Genomic DNA, 15,457 nt, shown 5'->3' with positions numbered 1-15,457 from the left:
ATCTATCCGGCAACGTTGCGGGGGTTGTAGCCACCAGTCAATCAGGTGGTCGAGCACTTAAGCAGGGCGGGGAGACCAGCGTCGCTGGCCTCCCCGCCCTGGTGCTGCCTTCTCTTCGCTACCGGAGTATCAGCTGCCGGAGAGGTAGGACTTCACGACCAGCTTGCCGCTGATGATGTCGGCCTTGAGCTTGTCGAGCTCGCCCTGCAGGCCAGAGTCGACCTTCGACTTGAAGTCGTGGAACGGGGCGATGCCCACTCCGTCGTTCTTCAGGTTGCCGACGTAGGCCACGTTGTCGAAGGTGCCCTTCGCCTGCTTGGCGCTCGCCTTGACGACGGCCTGCGTGGCCGGGTCGATGCCCTTGAGCACCGAGGTCAGATACAGCTTGTCGTACTGCGGGAAGGTGTTGTACACGTCGGCGTCGGCTCCGAGGAGCGCGATGTCCTTACCGGAGTCGGTGATTGCCGCTCCCGCACTCTGGAAGATCGGGCCACCGACCGGGAAGATGACGTCCGCGCCCTGATCGATCAGGTTCTGGGCCGTGCTCTTCGCGGTGTCGTTGGCGTCGAATCCACCGGTGAACGAGCCCTTCTGGCTCGCGACATCCCAGCCGACGACCTTGACGTCCTTGCTCTTGTCCTTGTTGAACTGCGCGACGCCGTCGGCGAAGCCGTCCATGAAGATCGTGACGGTCGGGAACTGCATGCCGCCGAAGGTGCCGACGATGCCCGACTTGCTGTAGCTCGCCGAGGCGTAGCCCGCGAGGAATGCGGCCTGGGCGGTGTCGAAGAGGATCGGCTTGATGTTCGGCTCGTCGACCTTGCCGTCGAAGTTGGCATCCGCCGCGTCATCGATGATGGCGAACTGGATGTCGGGGTTGGCCTTGGCGGCGGCGAGCGTTGCGGCCGAGAGGTTGAATCCGACGGTGATGATCAGGTTGCAGTTCGCGGCGATCATGCTGTCGATGTTGGGCGCGTAGTCGGTGTCGGCGTTCGACTCCGCCTTCTTGTAGGACGCACCGAGCGACTTGGCGGCGGACTGCAGGCCCTCGAGGCCGAGCTGGTTGAAGGACTTGTCGTCGAATCCACCGCTGTCGGAGACCATGCACGGAAGGAATTTCGTGGTCGCCGCGGTGGTGTTGTCGGCTTTGGGAGCTGCTGCGCAGCCGGCGAGCAGGGAAACTACGCCGACCAATGCAAGGCCGCCGAGGGCGGCCTTACGTGAGGTGATTCTCAAGATGTCCTCCAAGAAGGTGCAGCCACAGCAGCGGTTGCCGTGGCCATAGTGGTGTCAGGTTACCGAATGTTACGGCAGCGGATGATCCATCCGGGGGGCGGGAGACCCAATGGTTACAAAGATGCGATGGTCAGGAAATGTTGCAGAAATAATCACCCTGACCGGGCATCGACCAATCAGAGGACGTCGCTGCGTCCTGAGAGTTTGAGGGCGTCGACGACGGACTTGACCCGCTGGGCGTTCGCGCTCGTGGTGACGAGGAGCGCATCCGGGGTATCGACGACCACGATGTCGGTCACTCCGATCAGCGAGATGAGCCGCCCGGTCTGGCTGATGACCACGCCGCTCGAGGCATCCGCGAGCACGCGGGCGTTCTCCCCGAGGATCGCGAGGTCGGACTTGCGGCCCCCGGAGTGCAGTTTGGCGATCGCGGCGAAGTCGCCGACGTCGTCCCAGTCGAAGTCCCCGGGGATTACGACGAGCCGACCCGCTGCTGCGGCGGGCTCGGCGACGGTGTAGTCGATCGCGATCTTCTTCAGCTCCGGCCAGACCTTGTCGACGACGGCCCCGCGGCGGGGGGTGTCCCAGGCTTCGGCGAGTTCCTCGAGCCCCGCGAGCAGCTCCGGCTCCGTCTCGCCGAGTTGGCGCAGAAGCACGTCGGCCCGGGAGATGAACATGCCCCCGTTCCAGAGGTAGTTGCCGTCGTCGAGGTAGGACTGGGCCGTGACCTGGTCCGGCTTCTCCACGAAGCTGTCGACGCTGACCGCGCGCGGGGCATTGGGGATCTCGAGGGCGGCGCCGCAGTGGATGTAGCCGAAGCCGATCGCCGGATCCGTCGGGGTGATGCCGATGGTCGCGATGTACCCGGCCTCCGCGGCCGCCACCGCCTCGACCACCGCACGACGGAAGCCGCGCTGGTCGGAGATCACATGGTCCGCCGCGAAGGAACCGATGATGACCTCCGGCTCCCGCCTCACCAGGATCGCCGCCGCCAGCCCGATCGCCGCCGAGGAATCCTTCGGCTCACTCTCGAGCACCACGTTCGGATCGATCAAGTCGGGGAGTTGCGCTTCCACTGCGGCCCGGTGGGCACGCCCGGTGACCACCATGATGCGTTCCGGTCCCGAGATGGGTGCGAGGCGATCCCAGGTGGCGCGCAACAGCGTGCTGCCTGAGCCAGTGAGGTCGTGCAGGAACTTCGGGGCGTCGGCACGCGAGAGAGGCCAGAGCCGGGAGCCGATTCCGCCGGCCGGGATGACACTGTAGAAGCGGTCGAGTGGTTCCGAGGGTGTGGCCATGCCGCCAGACTATCCGCAGCCCCGCGCCGACGACTCGGGGTCGGAACCGGTCCCCCCGTTGTCACAAGCTGGGAAATATCTCGATACCGAGACAATCGGATGCCCGCATGGCACGGTGCGCTCGATCGCCGGGAATAGAATCGTGTGAGTTCGACTGCGAACATTCCCAGCTTCTGTTACGGGAGCTGACCGACGCCAAGGAGGGTTGCTCGTGCCAGAGAAGTCGGCGGGGGCCCTGGCTGCTCCCATGCCAGACAAGAAATTTCCGACGCCAAGGATCTCGTCTCCACGGGTTCCCCGAGGCACGCTGTACCGCGGTCGGGAAGGCATGTGGTCGTGGGTGCTCCACCGCATCACGGGCGTCGCGATCTTCTTCTTCCTGCTCGTGCACATCCTCGACACCTCACTGGTGCGGCTGAGCCCCGAGGCCTACAACGCGGTCATCGACCAGTACAAGACGCCCATCATGGGGCTCGGCGAGGCCGGCCTGGTAGCGGCGATCGGGTTCCACGCTCTCAACGGGCTCCGCATCATCCTCATCGACTTCTGGAGCGTCGGCACCAAGCACCAGCGCCTGATGTTCTGGATCGTCATCGGCCTCTGGGTCGTGCTCATGGCGGGCTTCCTGCCGCGCCAGCTCATGCATATCTTCGGAGGGGCGTGATCATGACCGCGACCATCGAATCCCCGCGCGCTCCCCGCACGCGCCAGCAGTCCCGGTTCAACCTGGAGAAGTGGGGCTGGATCTACATGCGCGCGAGCGGTGTGGTGCTTGTCGTGCTCATCTTCGGGCACCTCTTCGTCAACCTCGTCGCCGGCGAGGGCGTCAAGGCCATCGACTTCGGCTTCGTCGGCGGCAAGCTGTCGCAGCCGTTCTGGAAGATCTGGGACACGCTGCTGCTCTGGCTCGCCCTCATCCACGGCGCCAACGGCATGCGCACCATCGTGAACGACTACGCCTCCAATCCACTCGTCCGTCGCATATTCAAGGGCGCACTCCTCGCGTCCGCCGTACTGCTGATCCTGCTGGGAACCCTTGTGATCTACACCTTCAATCCATGTCCTGCGGGATCGCCAGCCGACCTGCTCCCGTCCTTCTGCCCGGCCAAGTAAGGCCGGAGCAGACAATGGGCACAGACGCAGCAGGCACCTCCTCGATCGTCGACGGCGTGCACTACCACCAGTTCGACATCGTGATCGTGGGCGCCGGCGGCGCCGGGATGCGGGCGGCCATCGAGGCCGGACCGCACGCGAGCACCGCGGTGATCTCCAAGCTCTACCCCACGCGTTCCCACACGGGCGCGGCGCAGGGCGGCATGGCTGCTGCCCTCGCCAACGTGGAGGAGGACAACTGGGAGTGGCACACCTATGACACCGTCAAGGGCGGTGACTACCTCGTCGACCAGGACGCCGCAGAGATCCTCGCCAAGGAGGCGATCGACGCCGTCCTCGACCTCGAGAACATGGGCCTGCCGTTCAACCGCACGCCCGACGGCAAGATCGACCAGCGCCGATTCGGTGGTCACACCCGGGAGCACGGCAAGGCTCCGGTGCGTCGCGCCTGCTACGCGGCGGACCGTACCGGCCACATGATCCTGCAGACGCTGTTCCAGAACTGCGTCAAGCTCGGAATCAACTTCTTCAACGAGTACTACGTGCTCGACCTGGTGATGACCGAGGTGACGGATGCCTTCGGCAAGACCCAGGAGCAGCCCTCCGGCGTCGTCGCCTACGAGCTCGCCACCGGCGAACTCCACGTCTTCCAGGCGAAGGCGATCATCTTCGCCACCGGCGGGTTCGGCAAGATCTACAAGACCACCTCGAACGCCCACACCCTCACCGGTGACGGCGTCGGCATCATCTGGCGCAAGGGCCTGCCCCTCGAGGACATGGAGTTCTACCAGTTCCACCCCACCGGCCTCGCCGGGCTCGGCATCCTCCTCTCCGAAGCGGCCCGGGGAGAGGGAGCCATCTTGCGCAACAGCACCGGCGAGCGCTTCATGGAGCGCTACACCCCGACGCTGAAGGATCTCGCTCCGCGCGACATCGTCGCGAGATCGATGGCGACCGAGATCCGTGAAGGGCGAGGCGCCGGTCCGAACAAGGACTACCTCTACCTCGACATCACCCACCTCGAGCCCGCGGTTATCGACGAGAAGCTGCCCGACATCACCGAGTTCGCCCGAACCTACCTCGGCGTCGAGCCGTACACCGAGCCGGTTCCGGTGCTTCCCACCGCGCACTACGCGATGGGCGGCATCCCCACCAACGTGAAGGCCGAGGTGCTGCGCAGCAACACCGAGGTCGTGCCCGGACTGTACGCCGCCGGCGAGTGTGCTTGCGTGAGCGTGCACGGCTCGAACCGGCTCGGCACCAACTCGCTGCTCGACATCAACGTCTTCGGCAAGCGGAGCGGTCAGAACGCGGTCGAGTACGTGAAGACCGCCGAGTTCACACCGCTTCCGGAGGATCCGGCGGCGGGGGTGCGCAAGATCCTGGACATGGTGCGCAGCGGCAATGGCTCCGAGAACATCGCGGCCATCCGCAAGGAGCTGCAGGACTCGATGGACCGCAACGCCCAGATCTTCCGCACCGACGAGAGCCTCGCCGAAGTGACGGTCCTGATCGAGAACCTGCGCGCGCGGTACAAGAACATCGCACTGCGCGACAAGGGCAAGCGGTTCAACACCGACCTGCTCGAGGCCGTCGAGCTCGGATTCCTGCTCGACCTCGCCGAGGTTGTCGTCTACTCCGCCCGCTCCCGCAAGGAGAGCCGCGGCGGGCACATGCGCGAGGACTATCCGAACCGCGACGACGAGAACTTCCTCGTGCACACGATGGCCTACCTCGTCGGCGACCCGGAGTCCGCGGATGCCGGCGAGCACATCAAACTCGGCTGGAAACCGGTCGTCATCACGAACTATCCTCCGATGGAAAGAAAGTACTGAGATATGAGCAACGCAGTCCTGGAGAACCGTCCCTCGGTGCCGGAAGAGATCCCGACCTTCACCGCGACGCTGATAATCCGTCGCTTCGATCCCGAGGTAGACCTCGAGCCGCGCTGGGAGGACTTCGACGTGGTCATGGGCGGCACGGATCGCGTGCTCGACGCGCTGCACAAGATCAAGTGGGAGCAGGATGCCTCTCTCACCTTCCGTCGCTCGTGTGCGCACGGGGTCTGCGGGTCCGACGCGATGCGTATCAACGGCCGTAACCGTCTGGCCTGCAAGACGCTGCTGAAGGACCTCGACCTGTCGAAGCCGATCTACATCGAAGCGATCAAGGGCCTCCCGCTCGAGAAGGACCTGATCGTCAACATGGACCCGTTCTTCGAGAGCTTCAAGGAGGTGCAGCCGTTCCTCATCGCTTCGTCGAAGCCCGAGAAGGAGCGCCTCCAGAGCCCGGCCGAGCGAGCCCGCTTCGATGACACCACCAAATGCATCCTCTGCGCGGCCTGCACCTCGAGCTGCCCGGTGTTCTGGACGGACGGCCAGTACTTCGGACCCGCCGCTATCGTGAACGCCCATCGGTTCATCTTCGACTCGCGGGACGAGGGATCGCAGGTACGCCTCGACATCCTCAACGACAAGGAGGGGGTGTGGCGGTGCCGCACGACCTTCAACTGCACCGAGGCCTGCCCCCGCGGCATCCAGGTGACCCAGGCGATCGCCGAGGTCAAGGCGGCCGTGCTGCGCGGAAAGCCGTAACGCTCCTTCTACCGGAGAAATCGCCGACTGCCCACCCGAAGGGCAGTCGGCGATCTTTATCCTCGGGTGGCACTGCCGTTTTCCCCCGGCAACCCTCCCCTATTCCTCTGAATCTGGGGAGGTGGGAAGAGGATCTCTCCGCTTCTTACCGGAAGAGACCGCGATCAACCCCGACTATGACGCGGATCGAGGAGGCAATTCCCGTAGGCGTCAGTGGAGCACGTCGAGGGTCACGCCGAGACTGTTCGAGAGCACCGTCAGGGGGATGCCGAGGTCGATGCCGAGAAGGGTGGCCACGGTCTGCTTCACCTGCAGCCCGGCCGCGGAGGTCGGGAGCGCGGTGACATGAATCGCCCAGGTGCCCTCAGGGGTCACTCGTGTCGTCGCATAGACGGCACCGGCAGTCTGGAGCGAGACCGTCGCACCGGGAATCCCTGTGCCCGCCAGGTCGAGGGCTGCGGACGCGCCGACGACCCCGGGAGGCGCCGAGTGTGCGGGTACCGCGCCCGGACCGATGGCGATGCCGGGGAGGAGGGAGTTCACCGGGTTCGTGATGTCTTTCACCACGGAGTCGACGGTGGAGCCGACACCCGCGACGGTGCTGTTCACGGTGGACCCGAGAGCACCCGGCTCCGGCATGAGGCTGTCGGTCGCCGAGTCGAGCGTCGACCCCGCTGCATCCGCCTGCTTCGAAGCCGAGACGGCAGGGACCGAGCCGGCCTCCTGGGGCTGCGTGATCGATGTCGAGACCGGTGCCGGTGACGGTGGAGCGGCATTGCTCGCGGCGAGCCCTCCGGAGATGGCGATGGCGATGGCGAGTGAGCCGATGAGGGGCGCTGCGATCGGGGTGGCGGTGAGCCCGGCGGTGACCGCCGGTGCGGCGACCGCAGATGCCGCGAAGGCGGGCGGGATGGCCGGCGTGAGGGTCGCGGCGGCCGCGGAGCTCGGCGCGCTGAGGGAGGCGAGCAACCCGCCTCCGGCGATGCCGCCGAGCAGGAGGGGGAGCATCACGAGGGCGAGGCGTGAGCCCACCTCATCCACTTCCTCGCTGATGATCGAGCAGCGTGCACAGGTGGCGAGGTGGTCGCTGACTCTGGTGCGTTCGCGGGCCGTCAGTCCGTTGCGGGCGAAGTCGCCGAGCCGCGCGATCGCCCACTGGCATTCGCCGGAGGCCGTGGCATCCGAGACATGAGCCTGCAGCCACGCCTTGCGAAGGCCTTCGCGGGCACGATAGGAGAGCGCGGCGACCCCGTTGGCGGTGAGACCGAGGATCGGGGCGACCTCGTGCGGATCCATCCCCTCCACCTCGGTGTACCAGAGCACCGATTGCCAGCGCTCGGGCAGGGCCCGGAATGCCCGCACCGTGAGGGTGCGGTCGAGGGCTATGGCGGCCGGGTCTTCTGCGGCCGTCGGGTCTTCGAAATCGCCGATGTCATCGACGTTGACATCGTGGCGATCGCCACCCCACCGGCTCGCGAGATTGCGGATGGTCGTGTACAGGTAGGGGCGGAAGGCCCCATCGGGGCCTCCACCGGCGAGCACCCGCTGGTAGATCCGCACGTAGGCCTCAGACACGAGGTCGTCGGCGTCGATGGAGGAGGTGAACTGGCGGGCCACTCGGAGTCCGGATCGGGCGTGGCGCTGCCACAGCTGAGCGAAGGCACCACGGTCGCCGCCACGCGCCAAGGCGACAAGGGACTCGTCGGAAGCCGTCGCGCCCGGATCCGCTCGACTGTCAGTTTCCTCATTCTTCATGGCCCGATCCCCCCGTTCCGGCCCCGATACGGCGTCCGACCCCGTTGTCGAATGCGTTCCCGAGTCATTCCAGTATGAACGCCGGGCGACCGGATGGCCAATGGTCGCGGGGTTTCAGAGCATGCGCCGCCGCGGTATCCCGCCGCTGGATCGCGGCGCTCCACGGCTCGAGTGGGCGGTTATGGCGCCAAGACGCTGAATATGGCGCCACTCTTGCCCACTCGCGACGTCGGGCTTCTAACCCTCGGGCTTCGGGCGGTTGCCCGTGGAGACACGCTTCCGTCGAGGAGACCACGATTCCAACGCTCGAGTGGGCGATTCTGGCGCCACAGCGGCGAAAATAGCGCCACAATTGCCCACTCGCAGGCTTGGCGGATCCGGGGATCCGGGGATCAGGCGGATGCCGCTGCGCGCGCCCCCGCCGCCGTGCGCGCGCCGAGAGCCGCCGCCGCTTTCTCCCGTGCCTGTTCGAGAGTGACCGTCGCGAGCTCGGCACGGACGTCGGCGAGAGCCGCCGGAGTCATGCTGAGGGTGGTCGCGCCGAGCCCGACGAGCACCACGGCGAGCTGCGGGTCGGCAGCAGCCTCACCGCAGATTCCGACCGGCTTGCCGCTCGCCGCGCCCGCGTCTCCGATGAGCTTGACGAGGCGGAGCACGGCGGGGTGCCAGGGGTCCTGGAAGTGCGCGACCGATCCGAGCATCCGGTCCGCCGCGAGCGTGTACTGGGTGAGGTCGTTGGTGCCGACGCTCACGAAATCGGCGCTCTCCAGCACCTGGTCGGCCAGCACGGCCAGGGACGGCACCTCGGCCATGACGCCGACGATCGTCAACCCGAGCTCCTTGCCGAGGCCGACGAAGTACTCGGTCTCCTCGGAGTCGGACACCATGGGAGCCATCACCCAGAGCTCCGCCTCCGTCTCGGCGTCGGCCAGGGCGAGGGCCGTGAGCTGGTCACGCAGGATCGGCTCACTCGCCCGCAGGGCGCGCAGGCCGCGGAGTCCGAGGGCGGGGTTCTCCTCGTGGGCGTCATTGAGGAAGCTGAGCGGCTTGTCGGCGCCGGCATCCAGTGCGCGCACCACCACCTTCTTGCCGGGGAAGTGGGAGAGCAGCTCGGCGTACTGCACCCGCTGCTCCTCGACGGTGGGAGCCGATTTCGAGTCGAGGAACAGGAACTCGGTGCGGAAGAGCCCGACACCCTCGGCACCGAGCGCGACCGCCGCCGCGGCATCCTTCGGAGAGCCGAGGTTGGCGAGGAGCGGCACCTTCGTGCCATCGGCGAGCACGCCGTCGGTGATCGGCGCGGCGGCTGCGGCCGCGCGGTCGGCGATGCGTTGCCGGGCATCGGACACCTCGGAGTCGGTCGGCGAGACGCGCACACCGCCGGTGGCGGCATCCGCGATCACGACGGTGCCGTCGGTGAGGTCGAGAGCGCCGGAGACGCCGACGATCGCCGGGATCGACTTGGACCGGGCGAGGATCGCCGTGTGGCTGGTGGGGCCACCGTCCCTGGTGATCAGCCCGAGCACCTTCTCGAGGTCGAGGAGTGCCGTGTCCGCCGGTGCGAGGTCGGGGGCGACGAGGATGAACGGGCTGTCTGACGACGGCACGCCGGGGGCGGGAACCCCGCGGAGGGTGGCGATGATGCGCTGGGACACGTCTCCGAGATCGGTGGCCCGCTCGGCCATGAGCCCTCCCATGCCGGCGAGCATGTCCTGGAAGGCGCCGAAGGCCTCGAAGACGGCGCGCTCGCCCGTCTTGCCCGATTCGATGCGGGCGCTGACGTCATCGATCAGCGTCGGGTCCTGAGCCATCAGCGACGCGGCCTCCAGCACGTCCTTCGCCGCTCCTCCGGCCTTCTCTCCCCGAGCGCGCAGCTCGGCGGCGACTGTCGACAGCGCGGAGGTGACCGTCGCGAGCTCGGTCGTCGCGTCCGCGCTGCGGGCGGAGTCCTGGGGTTCGGGAAGGGGATCCGGCATCCTCAGGATCGGGCCGACGGCCACTCCGCGTCCTACGCCGATACCGTGCAGGTCCATGCGTTCCTCTTCCTCGAGCCCATGCTGTTTCCACAGAACTCTACCGGCGCGCTGGTTAGGCTTGAACTGTCGAAAGGGAACGGATGCTGACCTCACTGCAGGCCCTCATCGCTCGGGTCATGAAGCTGCGCCCGGTGCGGGTCTTCCAGCGCTATTCCGAGAAGAACGGGCCGATCCTCGCCGGCGGACTCAGCCTCACCGCCCTCTACAGCGTCTTCGCCGGGATCTACGTGGGGTTCGCCCTCCTCGGCCTGTCGATCGAGTCGAATTCGGACCTGAAGAACGCGGTCGTCAACACACTGTCGAGCTCGGTCCCCGGCCTGATCGACTCGGGCAACGGTGGTGGCGGAGCGATCGATCTCGATGCCCTCTTCAAGTCCCGCGTACTCGGCTGGAGCAGCATCGTCGCCGCGGCCGCCCTGCTTGTCACTGCGCTCAGCTGGTTCGCCTCCGCCCGGTCGGCGGTTCGCGCAGTCTTCGATCTCGCGCCCGACACCACCTTCTTCCTGCTGCTCAAGCTGCGGGACCTGGCCCTCGTCGTGGCCTTCGCCATCGTGACGCTGGCCTCCGCCGCGATCTCCGTGTTCTCCACCAGCGCGCTCTCCGCCCTGTTCGACCTTCTCCACCTCGACAACCGCTCGTTCTTCGCCAAGGCGGTCGGGCACATCATCGGCCTGCTCATCGTGCTGGTGATCGACACCCTGGTGCTCGCTGCGCTCTATCGCGTGCTGCTCGCGGTGCGGATCCCGTGGCAACGCCTGCTCACCGGCTCGCTGCTCGGGGGGATCGCGCTCGGCGTCCTCAAGGTGCTCGGCGCCACGATCGTGGGCGGCGCCGGGAAGAACCCGCTACTCGCGTCGTTCGCCGTGATCCTCGGATTGCTCGTCTGGTTCGGACTCGTCTGCCAAGTGATCCTGATCGCCGCGACCTGGATCTCCGTCGACATGGCCGACCACGGGCAGACCGCTACCGCGACCGCCCGGCGCCAGGGCTCGAGCCCGCCTGGCCGTCACCCGCGCCCGAGGGTGCGGCCGATCGCACGCCTCCGGTGACGTCGGCCGTCTTCGCTAGGCTCGATTCATGAGCACTCCCCTTCGTATCGCCAGCGTCAATGTCAACGGGGTGCGCGCCGCATTCCGCAAGGGCATGGGCGACTGGCTCGCGGCGCGGGATGTCGACATCCTCGCCCTGCAGGAGGTGAGAGCCGCAACCTCCGACCTCGAAGACCTGCTCGGGCCGGAGTGGAACATCCTCCATGACGCCGCGACAGCGAAGGGTCGCGCCGGTGTAGCGCTCGCCAGCCGCGGAGGAGCCGAGATCCATCGGGTCGAGCTCGGTGATGAAAAGTTCGACAGCGCAGGCCGGTGGCTCGAAGCGGACTACCGGGTCGGCGATTCGATCGTCACCGTCGTGAGCACCTACGTGCACTCCGGCGATGCCGAGACCCCCAAGAAGATGATCGAGAAGTACAAGTTCCTCGACGCCATGACCAGGCGCCTCCCCGAACTCTCCGCGCACACGCCGCTCGCCGTGATCGTAGGCGACCTCAACGTGGCGCACCGCGAACTCGACCTCAAGAACTGGCGGGGCAACCGCAGGAGTGCCGGCTTCCTGCTCAAGGAGCGCGCCTACTTCGACAAGTTCTTCGGTCCGGCGGGCAAGAACGTCGCCTGCGTCGATGGCAAGACGCGACGCGGGCTCGGCTGGGTCGACGTCGGCCGGCAGTGGGCCGGCGAGGTCGACGGGCCCTACACGTGGTGGTCCCAGCGTGGGCAGGCCTTCGACACCGACACCGGTTGGCGACTCGACTACCACATGGCCTCACCCCAGCTCGCGGCATCCGTCGTGCACTATGCGGTGGACCGCGCGTCGGCGTGGGACACCCGCTGGTCGGACCATGCCCCGGTGGTCGTCGACTACGTCGTCTGATCGGCTCCCTCTCTGGAAGACTGGATCCATGAGTTCCAAACCCCGCCTGTTCTCCGGTATGCAGCCCTCGGCCGAGTCCCTCCACATCGGCAACTACATCGGCGCATTGCTGCAGTGGAAAGAGCTGCAGGCCAGTCACGACGCCATCTTCTGCATCGTCGACCTGCATGCCATTACCGTCGCCCAGGATCCGGCGGCACTTCGCGAGAACACCCGCCGCACCGCCGCGCAGTACATCGCCGCGGGAATCGACCCCGAGGTCTCGACCCTCTTCGTGCAGTCGCATGTGGCGGCGCATCCGCAGCTCGCCTGGGTGCTCAACACGATTACCGGCTTCGGCGAAGCAAGCCGCATGACCCAGTTCAAGGACAAGGCCGCCAAGCAGGGATCGGATGCCGCGTCGGTCGGCCTCTTCGCCTACCCCACGCTCATGGCCGCCGACATCCTGCTCTACAACGCCGTCGCCGTGCCGGTGGGCGACGACCAGAAGCAGCATGTCGAGCTCACCCGCGACCTGGCGAACCGCTTCAATACCCGCTTCGGCCCCACTTTCGCGATGCCGGAGGCGATGATCCTGAAGGAGACAGCGCGCATCTACGACCTGCAGAATCCCGGGTCGAAGATGAGCAAGTCCGCAGAGTCCGCCGCGGGCGTGGTGTGGCTGCTCGACGAGCCGACGGTGACCGCGAAGAAGATCAAGTCCGCCGTGACGGATGCCGGCCGCGAGGTGCGCTACGACACCGGCGAGAAGCCGGGGGTCTCCAATCTGCTCACGATCTTCTCTGTGCTGGCGGAGCGGTCGATCGACTCTCTCGAATCCGACTACGAAGGTCGCGGGTACGGGGACTTCAAGAAGGATCTCGCCGAGGTTGTCGTCGAGACCTTCGCACCGATCCGAGCGCGAACGCTCGAGCTTCTCGACGACCCCGCGGAACTCGATCGGGTGCTCGCCGGCAACGCCGATCGAGCCGCGGCGATCGCCGATGTGACTCTCGCGACGGTCTACGACCGCATCGGCCTCCTGCCGAAACGGTGACCGTGAAGCCGACAGTGCTTCGAACCGAGCGACTGTGGCTCGACGCGCCGGTGCTCTCCGACCGGTTCGCTGTGGCCGAGTATTGTCGGGATCCGCTGTTCGAGACGCTGATGACACTGCCGTGGCCCTACGAGCAGCGGCACGCCGACTTCTTCCTCTACCGGGTCGTACCCGGCGGCTGGCTCTCCGGTGACGAACTCACCTGGGCTGTGCGCGAGAGCGAGGGCGGCCCGCTTCTCGGGATCATCGGCTGGCGCCGCGAATTCGGCGATATCGGCTACTGGCTCGGCGCGCCGCACCGGGGCCGCGGGTTGATGACCGAAGCTGTCGTCGTGGTGACGGACTGGCTGATGACCGACTTCGGGCGCGCGGAGGTCGCGTGGGAGTGCGTGGTCGGCAACGCGGCATCCGTCTCGGTGGCCCGCAAGGCGGGCTTCACCTTCACCGGGGAGCGCCCGACCGGGCTGACCTTCCGAGACGGCAGTCATCCTCTGGCCTGGCATGGCATGCTGCGGGCCGGCGAGCCTCGCGTCGAACGGCCAGGGTGGCCAGCCTGAGCGCGAACGGCCCGTTCCCCGAGGGGGACCGCCGATGATCCTCATCTTCGTGGCGCTCGCTCTCGGAAGTGTGCCCTGGCTTCTCGCGCTGAGCAAGCGTTTCGGACTCCTGATCGCCGTTCCAGGAACGGCGGCGGCGGCCATCCTGCTTGCTCTCGCCATGCTCGTGGTCGGTCGTGCGGCGTCTTTCGACATCGTGGTCACGCAGGTTGTCGGCGCGGCGCTCTTCGCCGTGGCAGGCCTGCTCCTGCTTCGCCGCACGCCGGGCGCGGTCCGGCTACCCGGTCGCTACGCGCTGGCACTGTGGATCTCCCCCCTCCTCGGCGCTCTCGGCTGGATCGGCACCCTTGTCGCCGCCCAGTTCGTGCCGGGCGCGGCAAGGCTCAGCTGGGCCATGAACGGCGACGGGTTCAACAACATCTTCTACGGCGATGTCATCGTCTCCGCCAACGGCCTCGCTCTCGGCCAGTCCGAGAATCCGGTGCCGCTGCCGGCCTCCCTGCTGGCCCTCACGATGGCACCCGGTCGGTCGGCCGTCGCCGCGCAGAACCTGCTCGGCCACGACCTCGCGGCGTTCACGGTCGTCTGGACGCTGATCCTCGCCGCCACGTGCATCCTGACCGGGGCCGCCGTGGCTTCCGCGATCCCGAAGCGGTCGCTTCGCACCGTCGCGGTAACCAGCGCGCTCGGTTCGCTGCTGCCGCTCACCTGGTTCGTCGCGGGACTTCCGGTGCAGTGGGGCTACTTCAACGCGAACGTCGTCCTGCCGATCCTCCTCGCCACCTGGCTCGCCTTTCTCGCCTCGCGGCGTTTTCCCATCGCCGCCCTCGTCGTGATCACGGGGCTCACGACGCTGGTGCTCGCCACCTGGGCTCCCCTGGTGCTCGTGCCCGGGGCGCTCGGGATCGTGATCCTCCGGCGGGACTGGGGGCGCATCCGTTCGCTCTCTGGGGTCGCCGCGCTCATCTTCCTGCTCGGTGCCGCGCAGGTACTCGCCTGGGTGGGCATCGTCACCGTGCCCACCTTCCTCGCCCAGGGGGATGCCCTGGAGATCCCCGGCCACGGATTCCCGTCGTCCTGGCCGGCCATCCCGGTGCTGCTCGTCGCGCTCGTCGCGCTCGCTGCAATGGTGCGCAAGAGGACGGCGTTGCCCGTGCTTCCCGGTGGCATCGCGATCACCTGTGCTGCGATCGCGGCCACGGGGATGCTGATCTATCTCGACCACGGACAGGGCGACCCGTGGACGGCCTACTACCCGACGAAGCTCGCCTGGATCCTCTCGGTGTTTCTCCTGATCGTGGCGCTCTCCCTCGGCCTGGCGGTTTTCGCGGTGCGTGGATCCCGTCGCCGGATCGTCCTCGCGGGTATCTCGACAGTGACTGTCGCCGTGCTGCTCGCCTGTGCGGCGATCCCGCTGGACGGACTGTCCGAGACCGTGGTGCGGCAGCCGATGACCCGGATCCTCAGCGGATCGATCTGGCACACCGGCGACCGGGCGGTCGAAAAGATACTGCGCCTGTCCGACCCGCGGGCGGCCGGAATACTCTGGCAGTCCGGCGACCCCGATGAGGCGATGATCGATTTCTGGGTGCTGGTCACGAGGGGCGGTGATCTGGTGGGCGACCCGGAGCTGCGGGCGATCGCCTTCGTCGCCTACCGGGAGTACCGCGCGACGGGCACCTTCGATGACTCGGACATCGCACCCCTGTGCTCGATCCTGGAGCGGATGAAGCCCACTCCGACCGTGCAAACCGTGAACCCCGAACTCGAGTCCCAGCTGCGCGATTCCTGCCCGGCGGTGTCGGCTCGGGTGCTGGTGGACTCGCGATGATCGACCCGGCAGCGATCTGCTTGCTCGACGGATTGCCGAGACAGCTGGACTGACGGGCGGTCTCACGCTTTCATC

Annotated in this window: 13 protein-coding genes; 9 read left to right on the top strand and 4 right to left on the bottom strand. The window is 67.1% G+C overall.

Features of this window, described 5'->3' with window-relative positions; genetic code table 11:
• Positions 1-129 precede the first annotated feature (129 nt).
• Positions 130-1,236: a BMP family lipoprotein gene (locus tag ACVXZ4_RS03450; protein ID WP_461796841.1), complete on the bottom strand. Its 1,107-nt coding sequence runs from the start codon at positions 1,234-1,236 to the stop codon at positions 130-132.
• 176 nt (positions 1,237-1,412) lie between these two features.
• Positions 1,413-2,534 (bottom strand): mannose-1-phosphate guanylyltransferase, encoded by a 1,122-nt coding sequence (locus tag ACVXZ4_RS03445; protein ID WP_461796840.1) that lies wholly within the window; start codon positions 2,532-2,534, stop codon positions 1,413-1,415.
• 247 nt (positions 2,535-2,781) lie between these two features.
• Between ACVXZ4_RS03445 and sdhC the strand changes: the two genes are divergently transcribed.
• From sdhC to ACVXZ4_RS03425, 4 genes are read left to right on the top strand one after another with little or no spacing between them, the layout of a single operon-like run.
• A complete protein-coding gene (gene sdhC / locus ACVXZ4_RS03440) occupies positions 2,782-3,198 on the top strand; it encodes a succinate dehydrogenase, cytochrome b556 subunit (RefSeq protein WP_461797917.1) in 417 nt (138 codons plus the stop codon).
• A 2-nt stretch (positions 3,199-3,200) separates the two neighbouring features.
• Complete coding sequence (locus ACVXZ4_RS03435; protein ID WP_461796839.1) at positions 3,201-3,647, top strand: succinate dehydrogenase hydrophobic membrane anchor subunit; 447 nt, start codon at positions 3,201-3,203, stop codon at positions 3,645-3,647.
• Between the two features lie 14 nt (positions 3,648-3,661).
• A complete protein-coding gene (gene sdhA / locus ACVXZ4_RS03430; RefSeq protein WP_461796838.1) occupies positions 3,662-5,482 on the top strand; it encodes a succinate dehydrogenase flavoprotein subunit in 1,821 nt (606 codons plus the stop codon).
• Between the two features lie 3 nt (positions 5,483-5,485).
• Positions 5,486-6,241 (top strand): succinate dehydrogenase iron-sulfur subunit, encoded by a 756-nt coding sequence (locus ACVXZ4_RS03425; protein ID WP_185202502.1) that lies wholly within the window; start codon positions 5,486-5,488, stop codon positions 6,239-6,241.
• A gap of 210 nt (positions 6,242-6,451) precedes the next feature.
• Here the strand turns inward: ACVXZ4_RS03425 and ACVXZ4_RS03420 are convergent, their stop codons facing one another.
• Positions 6,452-7,996, bottom strand: coding sequence for a sigma-70 family RNA polymerase sigma factor (locus ACVXZ4_RS03420; RefSeq protein ID WP_461796837.1), 1,545 nt, complete (start codon positions 7,994-7,996; stop codon positions 6,452-6,454).
• Between the two features lie 392 nt (positions 7,997-8,388).
• Complete coding sequence (gene ptsP / locus ACVXZ4_RS03415; RefSeq protein WP_461796836.1) at positions 8,389-10,029, bottom strand: phosphoenolpyruvate--protein phosphotransferase; 1,641 nt, start codon at positions 10,027-10,029, stop codon at positions 8,389-8,391.
• Between the two features lie 83 nt (positions 10,030-10,112).
• On the opposite strand from ptsP, the gene ACVXZ4_RS03410 reads away from it, so the two are divergent.
• The 5 genes from ACVXZ4_RS03410 to ACVXZ4_RS03390 are packed head-to-tail and all read left to right on the top strand — an operon-like array spanning position 10,113 to position 15,382.
• The gene (locus ACVXZ4_RS03410; protein ID WP_461796835.1) at positions 10,113-11,081 is read left to right on the top strand and encodes a YihY/virulence factor BrkB family protein; all 969 of its coding nucleotides are present in this window, start codon (positions 10,113-10,115) and stop codon (positions 11,079-11,081) included.
• 28 nt (positions 11,082-11,109) lie between these two features.
• On the top strand, positions 11,110-11,958 hold the full coding sequence (locus ACVXZ4_RS03405; RefSeq protein WP_461796834.1) for an exodeoxyribonuclease III: 849 nt from the start codon (positions 11,110-11,112) through the stop codon (positions 11,956-11,958).
• Positions 11,959-11,986: 28 nt separating this feature from the next.
• A complete protein-coding gene (trpS, locus tag ACVXZ4_RS03400; RefSeq protein ID WP_461796833.1) occupies positions 11,987-12,994 on the top strand; it encodes a tryptophan--tRNA ligase in 1,008 nt (335 codons plus the stop codon).
• A 2-nt stretch (positions 12,995-12,996) separates the two neighbouring features.
• Positions 12,997-13,551, top strand: a complete 555-nt coding sequence (locus ACVXZ4_RS03395) for a GNAT family N-acetyltransferase (RefSeq protein ID WP_461796832.1) — start codon at positions 12,997-12,999, stop codon at positions 13,549-13,551.
• A 34-nt stretch (positions 13,552-13,585) separates the two neighbouring features.
• Positions 13,586-15,382, top strand: a complete 1,797-nt coding sequence (locus ACVXZ4_RS03390; protein ID WP_461796831.1) for a hypothetical protein — start codon at positions 13,586-13,588, stop codon at positions 15,380-15,382.
• The last annotated feature ends 75 nt before the right edge of the window (positions 15,383-15,457 follow it).

The sequence above is a fragment of the Lacisediminihabitans sp. FW035 genome (assembly GCF_054880895.1).
Note: the sequence above shows the minus strand (reverse complement) of the source record. Positions and strands in the feature narration are given on the sequence as shown.